This is a genomic window from Mycobacterium lehmannii, from assembly GCF_002245535.1.
In the GTDB taxonomy this organism is placed as follows: domain Bacteria; phylum Actinomycetota; class Actinomycetes; order Mycobacteriales; family Mycobacteriaceae; genus Mycobacterium; species Mycobacterium lehmannii.
The window spans coordinates 126,564-145,347 of record NZ_NKCN01000008.1; the positions used below are offsets into that span (position 1 = coordinate 126,564).

Annotated in this window: 19 protein-coding genes and 1 pseudogene; 8 read left to right on the top strand and 12 right to left on the bottom strand. The window is 65.4% G+C overall.

The window, feature by feature from the left end:
* The first annotated feature begins 48 nt into the window (after positions 1–48).
* The 5 genes from CEX87_RS11550 to CEX87_RS11570 are packed head-to-tail and all read left to right on the top strand — an operon-like array spanning position 49 to position 3,907.
* A complete protein-coding gene (locus tag CEX87_RS11550) occupies positions 49–1,149 on the top strand; it encodes a zinc-binding dehydrogenase (RefSeq protein ID WP_064399896.1) in 1,101 nt (366 codons plus the stop codon).
* Positions 1,146–1,547, top strand: coding sequence for a nuclear transport factor 2 family protein (locus tag CEX87_RS11555; protein WP_064399895.1), 402 nt, complete (start codon positions 1,146–1,148; stop codon positions 1,545–1,547). Before CEX87_RS11550 ends, CEX87_RS11555 begins: the two co-directional genes overlap by 4 nt.
* Positions 1,544–2,377, top strand: coding sequence for an SDR family NAD(P)-dependent oxidoreductase (locus CEX87_RS11560; RefSeq protein ID WP_082695118.1), 834 nt, complete (start codon positions 1,544–1,546; stop codon positions 2,375–2,377). Before CEX87_RS11555 ends, CEX87_RS11560 begins: the two co-directional genes overlap by 4 nt.
* Positions 2,378–2,385: 8 nt before the next feature.
* Entirely contained in the window at positions 2,386–3,342 is a 957-nt protein-coding gene (locus CEX87_RS11565; RefSeq protein ID WP_064399894.1) for an LLM class flavin-dependent oxidoreductase, read from the top strand.
* Positions 3,343–3,355: 13 nt separating this feature from the next.
* The gene (locus tag CEX87_RS11570) at positions 3,356–3,907 is read left to right on the top strand and encodes a hypothetical protein (protein ID WP_064399893.1); all 552 of its coding nucleotides are present in this window, start codon (positions 3,356–3,358) and stop codon (positions 3,905–3,907) included.
* Between the two features lie 21 nt (positions 3,908–3,928).
* On the opposite strand, the gene CEX87_RS11575 is transcribed toward CEX87_RS11570, so the two are convergent.
* From CEX87_RS11575 to CEX87_RS11605, 7 genes are all read right to left on the bottom strand, one after another.
* Positions 3,929–5,062: an amidohydrolase family protein gene (locus tag CEX87_RS11575; protein ID WP_064400034.1), complete on the bottom strand. Its 1,134-nt coding sequence runs from the start codon at positions 5,060–5,062 to the stop codon at positions 3,929–3,931.
* A gap of 138 nt (positions 5,063–5,200) precedes the next feature.
* Positions 5,201–6,673: a class I adenylate-forming enzyme family protein gene (locus CEX87_RS11580; RefSeq protein WP_094287191.1), complete on the bottom strand. Its 1,473-nt coding sequence runs from the start codon at positions 6,671–6,673 to the stop codon at positions 5,201–5,203.
* Positions 6,670–7,470, bottom strand: a complete 801-nt coding sequence (locus tag CEX87_RS11585) for an enoyl-CoA hydratase/isomerase family protein (RefSeq protein WP_094287194.1) — start codon at positions 7,468–7,470, stop codon at positions 6,670–6,672. Before CEX87_RS11585 ends, CEX87_RS11580 begins: the two co-directional genes overlap by 4 nt.
* Positions 7,467–8,279, bottom strand: coding sequence for an enoyl-CoA hydratase/isomerase family protein (locus CEX87_RS11590; protein WP_094287196.1), 813 nt, complete (start codon positions 8,277–8,279; stop codon positions 7,467–7,469). The genes CEX87_RS11585 and CEX87_RS11590 overlap by 4 nt, the downstream gene beginning before the upstream one ends.
* Entirely contained in the window at positions 8,276–9,523 is a 1,248-nt protein-coding gene (locus CEX87_RS11595) for an acyl-CoA dehydrogenase family protein (protein WP_094287198.1), read from the bottom strand. The genes CEX87_RS11590 and CEX87_RS11595 overlap by 4 nt, the downstream gene beginning before the upstream one ends.
* Positions 9,520–10,326, bottom strand: a complete 807-nt coding sequence (locus tag CEX87_RS11600) for an enoyl-CoA hydratase/isomerase family protein (RefSeq protein WP_094287200.1) — start codon at positions 10,324–10,326, stop codon at positions 9,520–9,522. Before CEX87_RS11600 ends, CEX87_RS11595 begins: the two co-directional genes overlap by 4 nt.
* A gap of 6 nt (positions 10,327–10,332) precedes the next feature.
* Positions 10,333–11,592, bottom strand: a complete 1,260-nt coding sequence (locus CEX87_RS11605) for a hotdog family protein (protein WP_094287202.1) — start codon at positions 11,590–11,592, stop codon at positions 10,333–10,335.
* 89 nt (positions 11,593–11,681) lie between these two features.
* Here CEX87_RS11605 and CEX87_RS11610 point away from each other — a divergent pair, with 89 nt between their 5' ends.
* Positions 11,682–12,500 carry an enoyl-CoA hydratase/isomerase family protein gene (locus tag CEX87_RS11610; protein WP_094287204.1) on the top strand — a complete coding sequence of 273 codons (819 nt, stop codon included), beginning with the start codon at positions 11,682–11,684 and terminating at the stop codon, positions 12,498–12,500.
* Positions 12,501–12,503: 3 nt separating this feature from the next.
* Here CEX87_RS11610 and CEX87_RS11615 read toward each other — a convergent pair whose 3' ends face one another.
* Positions 12,504–13,370, bottom strand: a complete 867-nt coding sequence (locus CEX87_RS11615; protein WP_094287206.1) for an SDR family NAD(P)-dependent oxidoreductase — start codon at positions 13,368–13,370, stop codon at positions 12,504–12,506.
* A 106-nt stretch (positions 13,371–13,476) separates the two neighbouring features.
* Between CEX87_RS11615 and CEX87_RS11620 the strand changes: the two genes are divergently transcribed.
* The gene (locus CEX87_RS11620; RefSeq protein WP_198957209.1) at positions 13,477–14,994 is read left to right on the top strand and encodes a class I adenylate-forming enzyme family protein; all 1,518 of its coding nucleotides are present in this window, start codon (positions 13,477–13,479) and stop codon (positions 14,992–14,994) included.
* Between the two features lie 18 nt (positions 14,995–15,012).
* Here CEX87_RS11620 and CEX87_RS11625 read toward each other — a convergent pair whose 3' ends face one another.
* The 4 genes and pseudogenes from CEX87_RS11625 to CEX87_RS11635 form a co-directional block, all read right to left on the bottom strand.
* Positions 15,013–16,320, bottom strand: a complete 1,308-nt coding sequence (locus CEX87_RS11625; RefSeq protein WP_094287210.1) for an amidohydrolase family protein — start codon at positions 16,318–16,320, stop codon at positions 15,013–15,015.
* A complete protein-coding gene (locus CEX87_RS27520; protein ID WP_233151353.1) occupies positions 16,317–16,586 on the bottom strand; it encodes a Zn-ribbon domain-containing OB-fold protein in 270 nt (89 codons plus the stop codon). The genes CEX87_RS11625 and CEX87_RS27520 overlap by 4 nt, the downstream gene beginning before the upstream one ends.
* A gap of 9 nt (positions 16,587–16,595) precedes the next feature.
* Positions 16,596–16,847, bottom strand: a pseudogene (locus CEX87_RS27895) (zinc ribbon domain-containing protein); the annotation flags it as partial.
* Positions 16,748–17,893, bottom strand: a complete 1,146-nt coding sequence (locus CEX87_RS11635; protein ID WP_094287213.1) for an acetyl-CoA acetyltransferase — start codon at positions 17,891–17,893, stop codon at positions 16,748–16,750. The gene CEX87_RS11635 and the pseudogene CEX87_RS27895, both read right to left, overlap by 100 nt.
* A gap of 77 nt (positions 17,894–17,970) precedes the next feature.
* Here CEX87_RS11635 and CEX87_RS11640 point away from each other — a divergent pair, with 77 nt between their 5' ends.
* Positions 17,971–18,762 (top strand): HpcH/HpaI aldolase family protein, encoded by a 792-nt coding sequence (locus tag CEX87_RS11640; RefSeq protein ID WP_198957207.1) that lies wholly within the window; start codon positions 17,971–17,973, stop codon positions 18,760–18,762.
* Positions 18,763–18,784 lie beyond the last annotated feature (22 nt).

The window sequence follows — 18,784 nt, forward strand, 5'->3', positions numbered from 1 at the left end:
CCTTGACTCCTTTTCGGCTGAATTCTACGGTAATTCTGAAATACGAAAATGTACGTTCGAATATTCGAGATTATCAGCCGGCGAAGGGTGCGTCCATTGCGTGCAGTCGTATTGCGGTCCGGCGAATTGACCGTTCGCGAGACGGCCGACCCGATCCCGGGTCCGAACGACCTGCTGTTGAAGACGCTGAGCACAGCGATCTGCGCGTCCGATGTTCATTTCATGGACTGTCCAGAACTCGCGATCGACGATCCGACGGGTCGGTCGCTGTACGACGCCGACCGCGACATCGTCATGGGCCACGAATTCGTGGGCGAGGTCATCGGACACGGTCCCGGATGTGGCGACGCGTTTCCGATCGGGTCCCGGGTGACCTCCATGCCAATCCGGTTGGTGGACGGCGGATCCGGTGGCCTGCGCATCATCGGCCAGCATCCCGAGGCACAGGGCAGCTTCGGCGAACTTCTCGTCGTGTCGGAGGCGACCGCGAGGGTCGTCGACGGGTCCGTGTCCAGTGACGCAATCGCCCTCGTCGACGCCTTCGCTGTCGGCGAGTACTACGTCCGTGTCGCCGATGTTCAACCCGGGGAGATCCCGATCGTCGTCGGCGCTGGCGCCATCGGCCTGTCGGCGGTCGCGGCGCTGTCCGCTCGCGGCATCGAGCCGATCATCGTCTCCGATTACAAGGCGGACCGCCGCGAACTTGCGCGCTCGGGCTTCGGCGCTCATGTATTACATGATCCCGCCGAAGGGTCTGTGTTCGACCTCTTCCGCGACGTGCGTCGGCAACACCACATGTCCGGCACCGCGGTGGTGTTCGAATGCGTCGGAGCCCCGGGCCTAATCAACTCGCTCGTCAAGGAGGCGGAGTTCTACACCCGCATCTATTGCGCAGGCGGTTGGTATACGGGGGACACGCTGGACATCACCGAGGCAACCCGCCAAGGATTGACGCTGCGTTTCGGCGGTGGGCCGATGCCGGAGGACTGGTACGGCGTCCTCGATGCGGTTGTCGATGGACGCCTCGACCCGATGCCCAGCGTCGGGAGAATCATCGGCCTTGATGATGTGCCCGATGCACTCGACGAAGCTCGCCGGTCTGACGGACCGCCACGGATTGTGGTGCATCCGAATGGAGATGTCGGATGAGTGACCGAGACGACCTCGTTGAGTTGACGATTCGCTACGCGACCGCGATCGACACGGAGCAATACTCGCTGCTGACTGAGGTCTTCACCGACGACGCGCAGGTGGATTACGGCGAGGTCGGTCAGTGGACGGGCGGCGCCGCGGTCGCCGAGTTCATGGAGGCCGCTCATGTCATGGCGGCTCAAACCATGCATCGCATGTCCAATCAGGTCGTCGACATCGACGGCGACAAGGCCACGATTCGTACGTACGTCGACGCGCTGATCCTCCTTGAGGACGGATCGGGCGCGAATCCCGTCGGCTATTACGACGACCACGCGGTCCGGACGACGGACGGCTGGCGTATTGCACGTCGCTCCTACGCTTCGGTTCGCCTCGCCGGGGTGCCGGCGCCGTGACCGACATCGCGCAGAAGTACGGGCCGTGGGCGCTGTTGGTTGGCGCATCCGACGGAGTCGGGGCGTTGTTCGCCGACCGGCTCGCGGGCGAGGGCGTGAACGTCGTGCTCGTCGCTCGTCGACAAAACCTACTCGACGAGGTGGCTGCGGGCATTCGCGAGCGCACCAATGCCGAGACGCGGACATTTGCAGTCGACCTGATTGACCCTGACGCTTCGCAACGGATCATCGAGGCGACCGATGATCTCGAGATTGGCATGCTCGTGTACTGCGCTGGCGGTGATCCCAATTACCAGCCCTTCCTTGCTAATCCGGTGTCCGCAGCGGAAGACCTACTGCAACGCAATTGCCTGGTATTGATGCGGTTGTGTCACCACTTCGCAGGCCAGATGGTCGAGCGGCACAGAGGTGGCATCGTGAACTTCACGTCGGGGGCCGCGCTGGCAGGTGGCCGAAACATGGTGGCTTACGGTGGAACAAAAGCCTTCGACATGGTGTTCACCGAAGGTTTGTGGGCGGAGTTGCACGACAAGGGTGTTGATGTACTTGGACTGGTCCTCGGCATGACAGACACCCCGGCGTTGCGAAAGTTGGAGTTCGAGCGCGGTCGCCTGGCGTCTGTCGACGAGGTCCCCGAGGGCGCGGTCACCGCCGCAAGCGTCGTCGACGAGGCGTTCGCCAACCTCGGTAACGGACCGACGATCGCTACCGGCGATGACGTCCGGATGGCCTTTGAGCTCTTCAAGTCCATGTCACGCAGCGAGGTGGTCCGACTGATCATGCAGATGTCCACTGAAGTCATGGGTACCGACGACCGCCAGGGAAGTTAGCCACCGAGATGTTCACCCTTCGCTTCGACATGCGGGCACCCTCGATGGGAGCCCCGCCGACGGAGTTGTACGCCGCAGCCTGCGACATGGCGGAATGGGCGGAAACTCGAGGTTGCGTAGCGGCGGTGTTGTGCGAACATCACTGTGCCGACGACGGTTATCTACCATCGCCCTTGCTGCTGGGCTCGGCGATCGCCGCGCGTACCGAGCAGTTGATGCTGAACTTGGTGATTCTCCTTCCGTTCTACGACGTCGCGCGGCTGGCGGAAGACATGGCGGTCTTGGACCACATCAGCGCCGGGCGGGCGACCTACGTGTTCGGAATCGGTTACCGCGCGCAGGAGTACGAGCATTTTGGTCTGTCGTTGTCCGAGCGCGGAAAGATCGCTGATCAGAAACTCGGCATGTTACGCCGTTTGTTGGCCGGTGAGGAAGTTGAGTACGAGGGTCGCCGGATGAAGGTGACACCACGACCCCGCACACCGGAGGGCCCCATGATGAGTTGGGGCGGCGCCAGCCTCGCTGCCGCGCGTCGCGCGGGCCGAAACGGTCTTGGTCTGCTGGCCAATGGTGGAGTTCCGGGAATGCAGGAGGCCTACGAAAGCGCATGCCGGGAGAACGGTTACGAACCGGGATTCATGCTGATCCCCGATCGCAACGCCGCCACCAACTGCTTTGTCGCCGACGATGTCGACGCCGCCTGGGATGAGATCGGTGAGTACCTTCTCCACGATGCGATGGCGTACTCGGAGTGGAATCCCGACAACAACATCTCGGCGAATATCACCACTGCCAAAACCGTCGATGAGTTGCGGTCGCAGTCGACGACGCACGTGATCCTGTCAGTCGACGAAGCGCGAAAGCGTCTGGCCGCAGGCGAGGTGTTCAACATCAATCCGCTCTGCGGAGGAATACCCCCGGCCATCGCGTGGCCGTACTTCAAGAGATTCGCCGAGCTGGGCTAGTGGAGAGGGAGACATGAGCAGCGATCGCACGGCCTTGAACGAAGAGATCGCCTTCCAGAAATGGGAGGGTTATGCGAAACCCATCGACCGCGGCCGCCACGTGAATTTCGGCGAGAAGTTCGTCTTCGCACCCGATTACGTCATGATGAGCCCCCATTTCAACGATGGCGCCCGCCAATCGGCGGCCGAGATGTTCTCCGACGAGGTGGCGGCGGCCATGGCCAAGTACGCTCCCGACGGAGACATGCTCACAGCGGAGTGGCGAATGTGGTGGAATCACATGCCGGATTATCGCCTCGTCAGTCCGTTCGAATGTGTTGTCGGAGAATGGGGTTTTTCGTCCTGCGACACCTACGCGGGGACGCTCCCCGACGGGTCGGTGTTGACACTGCGCGAGTGGGACTACATCTGGGTCAACGAGAAGGGCGAAGTCACACGTTGGGACTGGTTCGTCGACCCCGATAAGTGGGAACAGTTGCTGGGACTCATCGGGCTCGATCCCAAGGGTTTGACCAGTCAGCAGTACACGGTCAACTTCCTGCGGGAGGGTGGCGTCGGCGGCTGAGCATCCGGGATGCCGCGTTTACTAGATGCCGATCAGTTCCTTCAAATTGCCGCCCATCACCCGGGCGGTGGTCGCGGCGGGCAACCCCTCGAGTTCGTTGATGAAGTCCGCGGGCTCCGCGAGGCCTTCGGGATGTGGGTAGTCCGAACCGAACATCACGCGGTCGGCGCCGAGGATGTCGATGAGGTGCGACATGTCTTCCTCATGGAACGGATTCACCCAGACATGCCTGCGGAAGACGTCGCTGGGATGCTCGCTGAAGTCGTTCGGCCGCTTGTGGTACACGCGGTCGAAGACGTCCAACAAGCGGTGCGCCCAGGAGCCCCCGTTCTCGATAACCCCGATGCGTACCCCGGGAAAGCGCTCGAACACGCCGTGAGCGATGAAGGCAGCGAGGGTATCGAAGATGTTGCGGCTCTCCTCGTAGATGAAGCCTCGCAGCTTGCTCAGCGCGAATCCGTTGAACTCCGCTGGGTCCTCCCAATCGTCGACGTAGCGCTCATAGCCGGAATCCGAATTGTGCATCTGCACCGAGATGCCCGACGACTCGACCAGTCGCCAGAAGTCATCGAACTCGGGCAGAGCGGCTGAGCGCGACGTGCCGTCTTCGCGCGGGACCGGGGCCGGACGAATCAGTACCGTCCTGGCACCGTTGTCGAGGCACCATTCGAGCTCCTTCACGCCCAGTGCGGGATCGTTGAGCGAGATGGCGGGCACGGGAAAGATCCGGTTGTGGTAGTTGAACGTCCAGTCCTCGAGCAGCCAGCGGTTGAACGCATGGGTGACCGCGTGGGTGAGTTCCGTGTCGGACTTCGTCCGCTCCTCGAGCATGCCGGCGGTGGTGGGGAACATCACCGCGCCATCGACGCCCTGACGGTCCATCAACGCCAGACGCAGGTCGGGGCGACGGAACTCGTCGGGACATCGGATGGGCGCGGCGAGCTCCCTCAGTGTCTTGCCTTCCGGATTCACCCCCCGGAAGTAGTCGGCCCAAGCGCCGGGGGTCGGGATCACCTCGTAGGTCGGATTGGGGATGGTCTCGGTGATGACGCCGAGGATCTGTAGTTTCTTGCGGCCGTTGACGTCGACAAACTTCAGCGCTTCCGAATACATGTCAGGCAGGTACCGCGTGTAGGCATCGATGGTCTCGTACATGTGGTTGTCGGCATCCCACACCTCAAAGGCAGCAGCGTCGCCCACCGGAACCTCCTCAACGAGAACAGTGATTCTCAAGATAGCAAACGGCGGTATCCGTCTGCTACGGGGCCATACCGGGGCACCGGGTGTGCGGTTTCATCCGCGACCCGCCGAGCCATGCGTATAACACCGCACGGTCGCGGCGAGCTCGCGCTTGACGACCTTGCCGACGTCGTTGCGCGGCAGGCGCTCGACGAATACCACCCGCACGGGAACCCGGTAGGGGGTCAGGCGCTCGCGACACCACGAGATCAGTTCATCCTCGCTGACCCGATCGTCGGAGCGCACGACGAAAGCCCACGGAACCTCGCCGAGTCGTTCGTCGGGGACCCCCACCACAGCGGCCTCGCGCACGCGGTCGGCGCTCAGAAGCACCTCTTCGACGGTGCCGGGGAACACCTTGAGCCCGCCACGGTTGATCATGTCCGAGACACGCCCGTCGAGCCACAGGAAACCGTCCTCGTCGAACCAGCCGAGGTCACCGGTGTGGAACCACCCATCGTCGGTAAGCCTGTCCAGGAACGCGGGGTCGATCCTGCGGGCAGCCGTCGTCGGCGTGCGGACCATCACCTCGTCGTCGGCGATCATGACGTCGATGCCCGGAAGTGGTCGTCCGACAGAGCCGAGCTTCGTCTCCCCCCATTCGCGGGCGTCGGCGGCCGACCATCCGACGACCTCGCCACCGAGCTCCGTTTGGCCGTAGGAGTTCAGGACGAGCACACCGAACTTGTCACGGAAGCGGGCCGCGTGGACGGGAGACAGGGGAGCGGTGATGGAGCGGACGATCTTCAGGGGGGACAGGTCGGTGACGGAATCGTCGTGGAGCACCATTGTCAACGCGGCGGGTGGCAAGACCGTGGATCGCAATTGGTGGCGCTTCACCAGCGCTGCGAAGTCCGCGGCCGAGAACTTGTCCATCAGCACGACACCGGAGCCCGCGCGAAAGGCGAACAGCACCTGGTAGATACCGGCCCACAGGGACAGTGAGAGCGGTACCAGGTTGGGCATCGGCGCCGCGTTCCGGGGAGCACGCTTCGGTCCGCGGAGCTTCTCCAGCAGCCGGTCGATCAGGTCCAGCACCGTGGAGTGGCGCAGCGGCACCGGCTTCGGCGGACCTGTCGTCCCCGACGTGAACTGCAGAAGCGCCACATCGGCGTCGTAGCGCCGGGTGTCGTTCGCAGAGTTGGAGTGTGGCGTCAGCGACCACGTCAGGCCCGACGCGGCGATGACCGGTAACGCGAACCCCGAGAAGCGGCCCGCCAGTTCAGGCGTCGTGATCACCGCGACCGGTTCGAGGGTTTGGAGATGAGCGGCCACCTCAGCGTCGGCAGCTCTGGGATTGAGCGGTGTGTAGACACCACCGGAACGCCAGACACCGAACAGCGCCGCGACCGTGGTGGCGTCGTTAGGCAGCATCGCCGCGACCACCTGACCAGTCGTCAGCCCGCCTTCGGCGAGAACCGCCGCCAGGCGGTCCGCACTCGCGATCAGATCTGCCCGGGACACGTCGACGGCCAGAGTGTGTACCGCAACCTCCGGCAGATCATCCAGCAGGTCGGCGAGACTCACGAATCAGCCTCCAGAGGAAGCCACGCTGGTTTTCGCTTGTCGGCGAACGCTTTCGGACCTTCGTCCTGGTCGGGATGGCCCCACATCGACGTCAGGTGCTTGGCGCCCTCACGGCAAGCGTCGGTCAGGCCGTGCTCGAGTGCTCCCCAGAGTGCGCGTTTGGTGGCCCGCATCGCGGCGGGTGAGTTTCTAGCGACCTTCTCGGCGAGCTCTTGGGCGACATCGCGAAGCTTGTCGGGCGGATCGACGATCTGGCTGATCATGCCGAGCTCATATGCGCGCTGCGCGGTGAGTCGTTCGTGGCTGCCGACCAGTGCCATCCGTAAGACAGCCTCGGCGGGCATCTTGCGCATCAGCGCGATCGTCTCCAGGGCGCTGACCTGACCGATGGATACGTGCGGGTCGACGAACGTGGCATCTGATGCCGCGATGACGATGTCGGCGTCGGCGACCCAGTGCAGTCCGCCCCCGGCGCACACCCCGTTGACCGCAGTAATGACGGGCTTGCCGACATTGCAATGCCAGCCCGTCAGCTTCAGGTCCAGCGTTTGCATGGTCTCCTGGTACTGCTTGATCCCCTCGCCATCGAGATCGTCGACGTCGGCGCCGACCTGAAAGGCCCTGCCGTTGCCGGTGTGTACGATCACCCGCACCTCGGGGTCGGCGTCCAACTCGGCCCAGGCAGCGGGAAATTCCTTGCGCATCAGCGCGTCGTACGCGTTGAGGCGATCGGGCCGGTTGTTGATGATCCAGCCGACGGGGCCGCGACGTTCGACGATCAACCTCCGATAGCTCATGAAGCCTCCACCGGTGCGAGCGGATGCCAGTCGGCCGGGCGCTTTTCCCGCCACGCCCGTACTCCCTCGGCATGGTCGGGGTGGTTCCGCAACCGCCAGATCTCCTCTGCGGCCGCAGCCTTGGCCTCCGACAGTCCGACTTCCAGGGAATGCCACAACGCCTTCTTGGTCGCTCGCATGGCAGTGGGCGAGTTGCTCGCGACCGCGGCCGCCAACTCGGCGGCCGCCGCCCGCAGCTCGCCGGCGCCCACGACCTGCGAGACGATACCCAACTCGTATGCGCGCTGGGCCGAGATCCGCTCACCCTTGCCGCTCAACGTCATCCGCGTGATGGCCTCCATCGGCGACTTCCGCAGCAGGGTGATGGCCTCGTACGCGACCGCCTGCCCCACCGAGACATGCGGGTCGACGAATGTCGCCTCCTCCGCAGCGATGACGATGTCCGCGTCGGCGACCAGATGCAGGCCACCTCCCGCGCACACCCCGTTCACCGCGGCGATCACCGGCTTCCACACACCGCAGTGCCAGGCGGAGATCTTCAGCTCGGCGTCGCGCGTGCGGCGTGAATGGCGTCGCATGGCCTTCTTGTCGCGCGCGACCTGGACCACATCCATCCCGGTGCAGAACGCCTTGCCGTTCGCGACGTTGACGATCACGTGCACGTCGGGGTCGGCGTCCAGCTGGCCCCAGGCGGCCTCGAGTTCGTCCAGCATCAGCGCATCGAATGCATTGCCGGCGTCCGGACGGTTCAGGATGAGCCACCCTATACCGTCGGACTTCTCGACGATCAGTCGCTCGTAGCCGCTCACGAGCGCGGAATCTCCTTCCAGGGCTTTCCCTTCCACGGGTCCGGCTCTTTCGGCAGCCCGAGTACGCGCTCGCCGAGGATGTTCTTGTTGATGTCGGTCGTGCCACCTTCGGTACCGTTGGCGAGGCTGCGCATCATGCCCCGCACCTCGCGGGGCATCGCATCCGGGTCGTCGGTGGCGGACCACGCCATTGCGGCGGTGCCCACCAGGTCGACCATGAGATCCTGGATCTGCTGGTTGAGTGTGGCCTGGTGGACCTTGCCGATCGAGGAAGCAGCACCGGGGGATTGGCCGGCCGAGAGTGCCGCGCGGACACGGGCGTTCGTCCAGCCGCGGATCTGCTCCTGAGCCCAGAGCCGCATGATCTTGTTCCGCACGACGGGGTCGTCCCACCGCCCGGTTTCCTGGGCGAGTGTGATCAGCCGTTCTGCGCTGGAGCCGCCGAGGCGGCCCATGCCGCCGGAGCCCGATCCCGACACCATCTGGCGCTCACTCGACAGGGTTGACGCGCTGACCCGCCAGCCGTCGTTTACCTCCCCGACCCGATGCGCATCCGGCACCAGCGCGCCGTCGAGGAAGACCTCGTTGAACTCCGCCTCACCGGTGATCTGACGCAGCGGCCGCACCTCGACGCCGGGTTGGTGCATGTCGAGCAGGAAGTACGTGATGCCTTTGTGTTTCGGCTGATCCGGGTCGGTACGGGCGAGCAGGATCGCGAAGTCCGCCTGGTCGGCCCAGGTGGTCCACACCTTCTGGCCGGACACCACCCACTGGTCCCCGTCGCGCACCGCGCGGGTCGCCAGCGACGCGAGGTCGGAGCCCGCGCCGGGCTCACTGAAGAGTTGACACCATTTCTCCTCGTTGCGGACGATGGGCGGGAGGAACCGGCGTCGCTGCTCTTCGGTTCCATGACTGAACAACGCGGCGGCGGCGTTGTTGAGCCCCAACGGGTTCAGCCGGGTCAACCGCAGCGGTGCGAGCACGCCCTCGATCGCGCGCGCGACGTCGTTACCGATGCCCAGGCCGCCGTGTTCGGGTTGCCAGGTCGGTGCCACGAGACCCGAGCGGGCGAACGTCGGATACCAGTCGCGGTAGTCCTGCGGCGTGCGCACGGACCGCAACGCGGCGGGCCCCTCGGCTGCGGCCGCTCGCCAACTGGCAGGTACCTCGGCCTGCACCCACTCGCGCACCACGGTGACGGCGTCGGCCGCCGACGTCTCTGACGTGATCGGAAGCTGGGTCATCGGCCCTGGAATTTTGCGTCGCGCTTGTCTCGGAAGGCCGCCAAGCCTTCCTTGAAATCCTCGCTGCGGCTGGACAGTTCGAGCGCCATCGCCTCGTTCTGCAGGTGACGGTCGAGATCCAGGCCGTTACCGCTGTGGAGCAGCCACTTGGTGAGGCCGAAGGCCACCGTCGGTGCAGCGGCCAGCCGGTCAACGAGTTCGGTTGCAGCAGCATCGAGTTCGGCGTCGGGATGGGCTCCGTGGATAATCTCCCACTCGGCGGCCATGGTCCCGGACAGCTCCTCGCCGAGCATCAGCAACCGGCGGGTGCGGACCATCCCGACGAGCCGCGGTAGCAACCAGGCCGCGCCGCTGTCGGGCGTGAAGCCGCGCGCCATGAACGGTTCCCAGAACCGCGCATCTTCGGCCGCGATGCAGAAGTCCGAAGCCATCGCGATGTGGAAACCCAGGCCGGCCGCCCAGCCGCGGACCACCGCGACGATGGGTACCTGGGTCTCGAGCAGCAGTGGTATCAGCCTGTTGGCCTTGTGGGGCAGCCGACGCTGGGTGCTGCCCACGCGGGGTTTGCGATCCGAGCGCGCGTTGTTGGCGATCAGGTCAGAACCCGCGCAGAAGTCCGGTCCTTCGGCATCGATGCGGATGACCCGAACCGACTCGTCGGTGCCTGCGGCGGCGAGATGTCCGACCATCGCGTCGAGCATGGTGTCGTTGACGGCGTTGCGTCGGTCGGCGCGGTCGAACGTCAGACACAGGACCGGGCCCTGCTGCTCGGCCCGAAGCCCGGTAACGCTCTCGTACGTCACGGAGGCTCATCGCTCCGCGAACTGGGCCGACACGGCCGCCAGCAGATCGGTCAGATTCGTCGCTTCGCCCGGCGGATCGGGCAGGCGGACGGGACCGCGCTGCCTACTCGGCAGCAGGATCGTGGCGTGGCCCGGTGCGGTGACCTCGCCACGGTGATTGGTCGCCGCGAGGTCGACGTCGACCGCCGGCCGGTCTCCCTCAGCGAGGTATTTGCGGGTGACGACGCCCGTGATCGTGTGCAGGTCGCCGACGTGGTTGAACAAGCGGAACTCGCAGTCCAGCTTCCACAGCCAGGCGTCGTCGCCCATCCAGTCGGTGCACAGGTGGATGAGCCACGTCTCGCGCATGCGGCCGTAGTCGAACGTCGTCGGATTGCCCGCGTTGCGCGCCGCGCTCGGATCCCAGTGCACGCGCTGCTGAACGTCGGGAACACCGTGCTCGTTGAGCGTGTAGAAGCGGGGAATGCGCTGACGGTTGCGCCAGGCCAGCTTCAGCGGCCGCACGCCGTACATCCCCGTGCCCATGCCGACGTGCCAGCACACCATGTCGGTGACGGTGAGCGGTCCCTTGGTCAGCGGGCCCAGCGCGTCGCCCTCGGTCACGTCCTCCCACCAGCGCGGCTCCGCCCCCCGTGGCGCCTCGCGGGCGTACCGCTCGTCGATCTCGGCGATCTCGTCGGCGGTCCACGTCTTGAGATCGACGGACGCGTACTTCTTGCGGCCTCGGGCCTTGCTGCGTTCGGTGCGGATCATGTTCCGGTACTGGCCGCCGAGGATGGTGCCCTCGTCGTCGCGGAACACCTGCGCCGACCATTCGTGCACGGCGCGGCCGGCGAACTCGCTGCTCTTGTCGAGCGCGGCGACAAGGGCATTGCGCCGGAACACCCGGTGGTTGGCGCGCAGCGGCGCCCACCACTCGCGTGCCGAGGACGCATAGAACGCGTGCACACCGCGGAGCGGATCGCCCTTGGTCAGGGCGCGGTCCTCGTCGGAGAGTTCGGTGACCTCGTCCTCGCCGATCAGGGTGTCCCCGCCGACAAGCGCCGGCGGAGCGATCGACTCGCCCCACACCGATTTCGCCGCGCAATCCGGATCGGCCCACAGGGGGTTGGCGTCACCGTAGGCTTCGGCGACGTGGCGGAAGGTGTCCTCGTTGGGCCGGAAGTAATGCGGAGGCTGGGTGTGCGGAACGGCGATGCCGATCGTGGCGCGCAACCTGGCCAGACCCTCATTGGTGATCTGGCCCGCAGCCGAGGACTGGGTCACGCATCGCCTCCTCAGTTCGGCCCATATCGTCGGTGGGACGTCGGCGGAAATTAAGATACCCGAAAACCGGAAACGTCGTTAACGCAGGGGTGTGGGAGATGGCCGAAGAGCAGCCGGGGATCCGGGTCGACGTCGGGTCGGACGGTGTCTGCCGGATCACGATCGATCGGCCGAATGTCGGAAACTCCTTGTCTCCGTGGGCTCGTGATGCATTGACGGCGGCGTTTGACAGCGCCAGTGACGACCCGTCCGTGCGCGCGGTGTTGTTGCGTGCGACGGGGGAGCGGCACTTCTGTTCGGGTGCCGGGCTGTCGCCGCATTCGGCGCAGCCACCCGCCGACAAGAGGCCCGGCGACATCGCCAGGATGCTGCAGAAGGGTTGGCAGCGGCTGGTCTCGTCGATATTGGAATGCGACAAGCCTGTGGTCGCCGCGGTCAAGGGAACGGCCGCAGGTGCGGGTGGCAGTCTGGTGCTCGCCTGCGACCTCGTCATCATGTCCATGGAGGCAACGCTTGTCGAGGCCTTCGTGCACCGCGGCATCCTGCCCGACTCGGGCGCGATACACCTGCTGACCAGAATCGTGGGCCTGCGTAAGGCTACCGAACTGCTGATGCTCGGCGAACCCGTCGACGCCGCGACCTGTGAGCGACTCAGCCTGGTCAACCGCGTTGTCGCGCCAGAGGAAACCGACGCGGTCGCCGAGGAACTGGCCGGGCGACTGGCGGCGGGCCCCACCGTCATGCTGGCGCTGACCAAGCGCCTGCTGTCCGTGTCGTCGGAATCCGGCCGCGACCGCGCCTTCGAGCAGGAGGCCTGGGCGCAGGAGGTGGTGTCGCGGACCGCCGATCTGCAGGAGGGCCTGAAGTCGTTCGCCGAGCGTCGCCCGCCGAACTTCCAGGGCCGCTGACGGTCAGCCGCCGACGGGGCCTCCGCGAATCGTGAACGTGGTGGCATCGTCGATTTCGTCGATCGCCTCGGCCACGGATTCCGCTGTCAGCGCGCGGTTCTCGATTCCCGTCGTGACGCCGATGAACACCCGCGAAACCTTGCCCGCACCCACCGAGTAGATGTGGGCTGTGCGGTCGCAGTCGCAATGGGATAGATAGACGACCACCGGCGTGACGAGTTCGGGGTCCATCGCCTTGCCCGCTTCGCCCATGATGTCCTCGGTCATCCGGGTGCGTGCGATCGGTGCGACGGCGTTGATGGCGATGCCGTTTCGCGCCCCCTCGATCGCCAGGACATGCATCATGCCGACCAGGCCCATCTTGGCGGCGCCGTAGTTGGCCTGCCCGAAGTTGCCGAAGAGCCCTGTACCAGAAGTGGTTTGGACGATGCGCCCGTAGTTCTGCTCGCGCATGATGGGCCATGCGGCACGAGTGACGTTGAAGGCGCCTGCCAGGTGGACCGAGAGCACCGCGTCGACCTGCTCGACGGTCATGTTCTTGAACGCCGCGTCGCGCAGGATGCCCGCGTTGTTGATGAGGATGTCGAGTCGGCCGAAGGCGTTTATCGCCGCGGAAACAATCGCGGCACCACCCTCTTCGGTCGCGACGGAGTCGCCATTGGCGATCGCGGTGCCGCCGGCGGCGGTGATCTCGTCGACCACAGCCTGCGCGGCCGAGATCGAGGCACCACTTCCGTCGACCGCGCTGCCGAGGTCATTGACCACGACGCGGGCGCCTCGGCGGGCGAGTTCGAGTGCGTGACAGCGGCCGAGCCCCCCGCCCGCACCGGTGACGACGGCTACCTGATCCTCGAAAGTCATAAGCGGCATGCCTGAGAGGTTACATTTACGCAGAAGAGAATCATCATTTGCATCGGAGGAGAGCATGAGTGGGGCTACCGCGCTACTGCGTCATGCGCAGCAGCGAGCGGACAGACTGCGATCGGAGTATCGGGCCGCCGGTTTCTGGTCGGACCGGCCGCTCGACGTCGTGCGGTTCACCGCCGAGCGGGTTCCCACGAGACCGGCGCTCATTGCCCGCGGTGCCGAGCTGACCTACGCCGACCTCGACGAACGGGTAGGTCGTGCGTCGCAGGCACTACGAAAGGCGGGCGTTGGCGCAGCGACGCCGGTGGTGGTCGTGGTGGGCAACGACATCGGCTCGGTCGTCGCGGTGCACGCCGCCGTCCGAGTCGACGCGGTGGTGCTCCTCGTGCCGCGCAGCGCGGGGCCCATCCAGGTCGCCGACATCGTGGCGCGCACCGGTGCCGAGTACGGGGTGGCGCCGGACTGGCCGACGGCAGGTGAACCGGCATTGCGCCATGCCTGTAGCTGGATCGACATCTCCCTTGCGTCTGACGCTCCGGCGCCCAGTCGGCCGATGCGGCCCGCCGACGAGCCGTCCTTAGTCCTCTACACCTCTGGCACGACGTCGCGGCCCAAGGGCGTCATCCATTCGCTGAGCACGCTGGCCAAGGCGTCGGCGAACTACATCGCCGCCGCCGGGCTCGGCGGGGACGACCGCATCTTCCTCATCAGTCCGCTCGCCTCGGTGACCGGTGTGCTGCAGGCGCTGTTCATCGGGCCCATGCTTGCCGTGCCGGTGGTGCTCGAGGATCGCTGGGATCCGGCCGCCACCTGCGATCTTCTGCTGTCTTCCGGCGCAACGTGGTACGGCGGTCCGGACCGGCTGCTCGACCGGCTGCTCGACGAGGCGGTCGCCCGTGAGAGCGTCGTGCCGCTGCGGGCGGTGTATCTCGGTGGCGCCATGCTCGACCGGCGCATCGTCGAACGGGTCGAGGACGATTTCGGCATCGTGGTGATGCGGGCGTACGGATCGTCGGAGGTGCCGGTCAGCACGTCGGGGCTGCGCACGGAGAGCAGGGAGGTGCGTCACGCGGATGACGGTGTGACGCTGCAGGACGTCGACGTGCGGGTGGGGTCGGCGGGGGACCCGGCCGAGTGCTGCATCAAGGGCCCACATGCATTTCTCGGCTACACGGACACCGAGGACGACGCCAACGCGTTCGACGGTGACTGGTTCCGAACCGGTGACGTGGCCGAGGTCATCGACAACCGCGTGCGCATCGTGGGGCGGATCAAGGACATCGTCATCCGCAACGGGATGAAGATCCCCGCGGCGGAGGTCGAGGAGGCGGTGGCGCGGATTCCGGGTGTGCGAGAGTGTGCGGCTTACTCGGTTGCCGACGCGACCACCGGCGAACGGCTGGCGATGGCCATGGTGCTCGACGACGGCGTCGAGATGTCGCTCGCCGACGTGGCGGGCGCTCTGGGCGGTGTCGGAATGCCGAAATACAAGCTTCCCGAGGAGTTGGTGTTCTGGGACGAGCCCCTGCCCCTCAACGCCAACGGCAAGGTGCAACGCAATACGCTCGAGGCGCGTTCGAAGGGTCGGCCGCGGGTACTCGCCGACCGCCTCGCCGCTACCAGTTGAGACCGCTGGCGCCTTTCGTCAATCCCCGGTTGTGCCACTGACGTTGGCGGTGGCCTTCTTCATCTGAGCCTGCCAGTCCGACGCACCGCCGGTGTTCTCTTTCTTGGATAGGGCTTGGATGGAGACGTCGTGGCCTTCGGCGGCTTTGCGTAGCGCGCCGACGGTGGCTTGTTCGCGGGTGATGTGGGTGAACGGATCCCAGTGATACCAGCGCATCGCGTTCTGGTAGGTCATCTTGTTGATCTCGTCGTCGGGCACGTTGTTGGCGGTGAGCACCTCGTCGAGCTGCTCGGGCGCGCTGGGCCACATCGAATCGCTGTGGGGGTAGTCGGCCTCCCAGCAGATGTTGTCGATCCCGATCGCGTTGCGGGTGGCCACCCCGACCGGATCGGCGATAAAACAGGTCAAGAAGTGCTCGCGGAACACCTCGCTGGGCAACTTGCCCCCGAAGTCCTGCCCCGTCCACGTCGAATGCATCTCAAAGGTGCGATCCACCCGCTCCAAAAAGTACGGAATCCACCCCGTCCCACCCTCACTCAACGCGATCTTAAGCGTCGGATACTCCTTGATCGGGCGCGACCACAACAAATCCGCGGCCGCCTGCACGATGTTCATCGGCTGCAGCGTGATCATCACATCCATCGGCGCATCCGGAGCGGTGATCGCCAACCGCCCCGACGAACCGATGTGCACATTGAGCACCGTCTCGGTGTCGACCAACGCATCCCACATCGGCTTCCAATGATCGAAATCATGAAAGCTCGGATACCCCATCGCCGACGGGTTCTCGGTAAACGTCAACGAATGCACACCGCGCTCAGCGTTGCGCCGGATCTCGTTGGCGCACTCGGTCGGATCCCAGATCACCGGCAACGTCATCGGGATGAACCGCGCCGGATAGGCCCCGCACCACTCCTCGACATGCCAGTCGTTGTAGGCCTTCACCAGCGCCAGTGAGAACTCGACGTCTTCGGTGGCAAACAACCGGCCCGCAAAACCCGGAAACGACGGAAAACACATCGACCCCAAAATCCCGCCGGCGTTCATGTCCTTGACCCGCTCATCGACCTGCCAGCAACCGGGCCGGATCTCATCGAGCCCCTGCGGTTCCAGGCCGTACTCCTCTTTCGGCCGGCCCGCCACCGCATTGAGCGCCACATTCGGAATCACCGTGTCACGAAACTGCCAGGTATCCGAACCGTCGGGGTTGTGCACCAACCGCGGCGCCTCATCGATGTACTTCTTGGGCAGGTGGTTTTTGAACATATCGGGCGGCTCGACGATGTGATCATCAACGCTGATCAAGACCATCTCGTCCTTGTTCATTTCCGGTTCCTCTCTGTGCTTTCAGTTGCCGGCCGAAAAACCGGTACTACGAATCCGTCGTCGTCCTCGCGGAAGACGATCTCGAGCTCCATTTCGGCGCAGAGTTCATCGACAGGGCAGTCGACGATCTCGGTCATGAGGCGGGGGCCCTCCTCGAGGTCAACCATCGCGACGACGTAAGGCACGGCGTCGAACGGCGCGGCGTTCTGGTGGATTACGCTCCACGTGTAGAGGCGCGACCGTCCGGCGGCCGGCGCGAGACGCACGTCCTCGCTCCAGCAGTAAGGGCAGAAGGGCCGGGCGTACAACGAATTTCGGTCGCATGAGCCGCATTCGTTGATCATCAGCGTGCGATCCTGGACCGACGCCCACCAGCTTTCGCTGTCGCTGTCGATGGTCGGGCGATTCGGACCGCTGGGCGACTGCATCACTGCCTCCCGAGGATCATCGTCGCGCTGTGGGTGAAGAAGCCACCCATCGCGTGCACGCACGCCAGGCGCGCACGCTCGACCTGTCGTTCGCCGCATTCGCCGCGCAGTTGCCGAACCGCTTCGACCATCAGGAACATCCCGCGCATCCCGGGATGACACGACGCCAGCCCGCCACCGTCGGTGTTGGTGGGCAGCGCGCCGTCCGGCCGGAGCGCGCCGGAGCCGATGTACGGACCACCCTCACCCTTGGCGCAGAACCCGAGATCCTCGATCGTCAGCAGGACGGTCGAGGTGAACGAGTCGTAGAGCTGACAGACGTCGATATCGTCCGGGGTAACACCCGCTTGTGCGAACGCACGCGGACCCGATTGAGCGGCGGCCGATGTCGTGAAGTCGGTCCATTCACTCATGCTCACGTGCGATGCGGCGTCGGCCGCACCGAGGATCCAGATCGGTTCCTTCGCGCAGTCCTTCGCCACCCGCTCGCTGGCGAGCACCACCGCCCCGCCTCCGTCGGTTCGCAGACACACATGCTTGGACGTGAACGGCTCGGCGAGCATCGGCGCCGAGGCGACATCCTCTGCGGTGATCCGATCACGCTCAAAGGCGTTCTCGTTCATAGCCGCCCATTCATGCGCGGCGACGGCAACCTCGGCCAGCTGTTCCTCGGTCGTCCCGTACTCGATCATGTGGCGCCTGGCCGCCATGGCGTACTTGGCGATCAGCGTGGCGCCGTAGGGTGCTTCGAACTGCATCGCGCCGCCAGTGCTCAGCGCCGCGGCCGGTGCCCGCACGCGGCGCTTGACATCGGAGCGTGCGGTCGAGCCGTAGGTCAACAGGGCCACGTCGATCTCGCCCGCCGCGATGGCCGCGGCGGCGTGCCGTCCCATGACCTCCCACGACGATCCACCGACGTTGGTGGCGTCGACCCACGTCGGTCGAAGGCCCAGATACTCGCTCACCTCGACCGGTGGCAACAGTGTCCCGTGGCCGCCGAAGCCGTCGATGTCGTCTTTGGTGAGGCCGGCGTCTGCGACAGCCCGCTGCGCGGCCTGCGCCATCAGCGCCATCGCCGTTTTGTCAGGCACCCGCCCGCAATCGGACAGCGCGGCGCCGACCACCGCGACCCGGTTCTCGGACATAAGTAATGGTTACCACAGGCGATAATGTCATTAACGCTGTAGTGGAATCATCGTTCTCGCTCGGTTACCGTGGGTGGATGCCGGGACCGCTGCGGGATGCCTTGAAGGGCGATCGCCTGGTGTTGTGCCTCGCTTTGCTGAATGCCCGCACGTCCGACGTCCCGGCAATCGCGGCGGCCTGCGGATACGACGCTGTCTATGTCGACCTCGAGCACACCTCGTGTTCGCTCGAAACGGCGGGGATGCTCTGTGTGGCCGCGCTCGGTGCCGGCATCTCCGGTCTCGTGCGGGTGCCGTCGCACGACCCCACCATGATCGCGCGCGTACTCGACGCTGGCGCAGTGGGAGTGATTGTGCCGCACGTGAACTCGGCGTACGAGGCACAGGCGGTCGTCGACGCCGCTCGCTTCCCGCCCTTCGGTCATCGGTCCATCTCCGGACCCAACGCGGTGAGCGGATACGCACCTCGTCCAACCGCCGAACTCACGGGCGAACTCGAGCGCCACACCGTGGTGGCGGTGATGATCGAAACGCCCGACGCGGTGGCGGCATCCGAGGAGATCGCAGCCGTCGAGGGGGTTGACATGGTGCTGCTTGGGCCCAGCGATCTGACGGCCGAGATGGGGATCCACGGGCAATATGAGAATGAGCATTTCCACCATGCAGTAGACTCTGTCGCAGCGGCCTGTCGTGCACACGGCGTGGCGCTGGGAGTGGCCGGGATCAAGTCCATTGACCTGCTGGAACGCTTTGTAGGGCTGGGACTGCGATTCATCTCGGCGGGAACCGACGTCGGGATGATGACCGAAGCCGCCACTGCCCGTGCGTACGCCCTCCGTGAGCTCGAGAGGCGCGCGGCGAGCCGATAGTCGAGAGCCTCGTCACGACAAC

Excerpts from the sequence above, each read along its gene's own strand:
- CEX87_RS11550 (WP_064399896.1), top strand. The coding sequence starts at position 49 with ATGTACGTTCGAATATTCGAGATTATCAGCCGGCGAAGGGTGCGTCCA.
- CEX87_RS11595 (WP_094287198.1), bottom strand. The coding sequence starts at position 9,523 with ATGACCCAGCTTCCGATCACGTCAGAGACGTCGGCGGCCGACGCCGTC.
- CEX87_RS11615 (WP_094287206.1), bottom strand. The coding sequence starts at position 13,370 with ATGCCGCTTATGACTTTCGAGGATCAGGTAGCCGTCGTCACCGGTGCG.
- CEX87_RS11570 (WP_064399893.1), top strand. The coding sequence starts at position 3,356 with ATGAGCAGCGATCGCACGGCCTTGAACGAAGAGATCGCCTTCCAGAAA.
- CEX87_RS11565 (WP_064399894.1), top strand. The coding sequence starts at position 2,386 with ATGTTCACCCTTCGCTTCGACATGCGGGCACCCTCGATGGGAGCCCCG.
- CEX87_RS11640 (WP_198957207.1), top strand. The coding sequence starts at position 17,971 with ATGCCGGGACCGCTGCGGGATGCCTTGAAGGGCGATCGCCTGGTGTTG.
- CEX87_RS11555 (WP_064399895.1), top strand. The coding sequence starts at position 1,146 with ATGAGTGACCGAGACGACCTCGTTGAGTTGACGATTCGCTACGCGACC.
- CEX87_RS11585 (WP_094287194.1), bottom strand. The coding sequence starts at position 7,470 with ATGAGCTATCGGAGGTTGATCGTCGAACGTCGCGGCCCCGTCGGCTGG.
- CEX87_RS11635 (WP_094287213.1), bottom strand. The coding sequence starts at position 17,893 with ATGTCCGAGAACCGGGTCGCGGTGGTCGGCGCCGCGCTGTCCGATTGC.
- CEX87_RS11625 (WP_094287210.1), bottom strand. The coding sequence starts at position 16,320 with ATGAACAAGGACGAGATGGTCTTGATCAGCGTTGATGATCACATCGTC.
- CEX87_RS11575 (WP_064400034.1), bottom strand. The coding sequence starts at position 5,062 with ATGTACGAGACCATCGATGCCTACACGCGGTACCTGCCTGACATGTAT.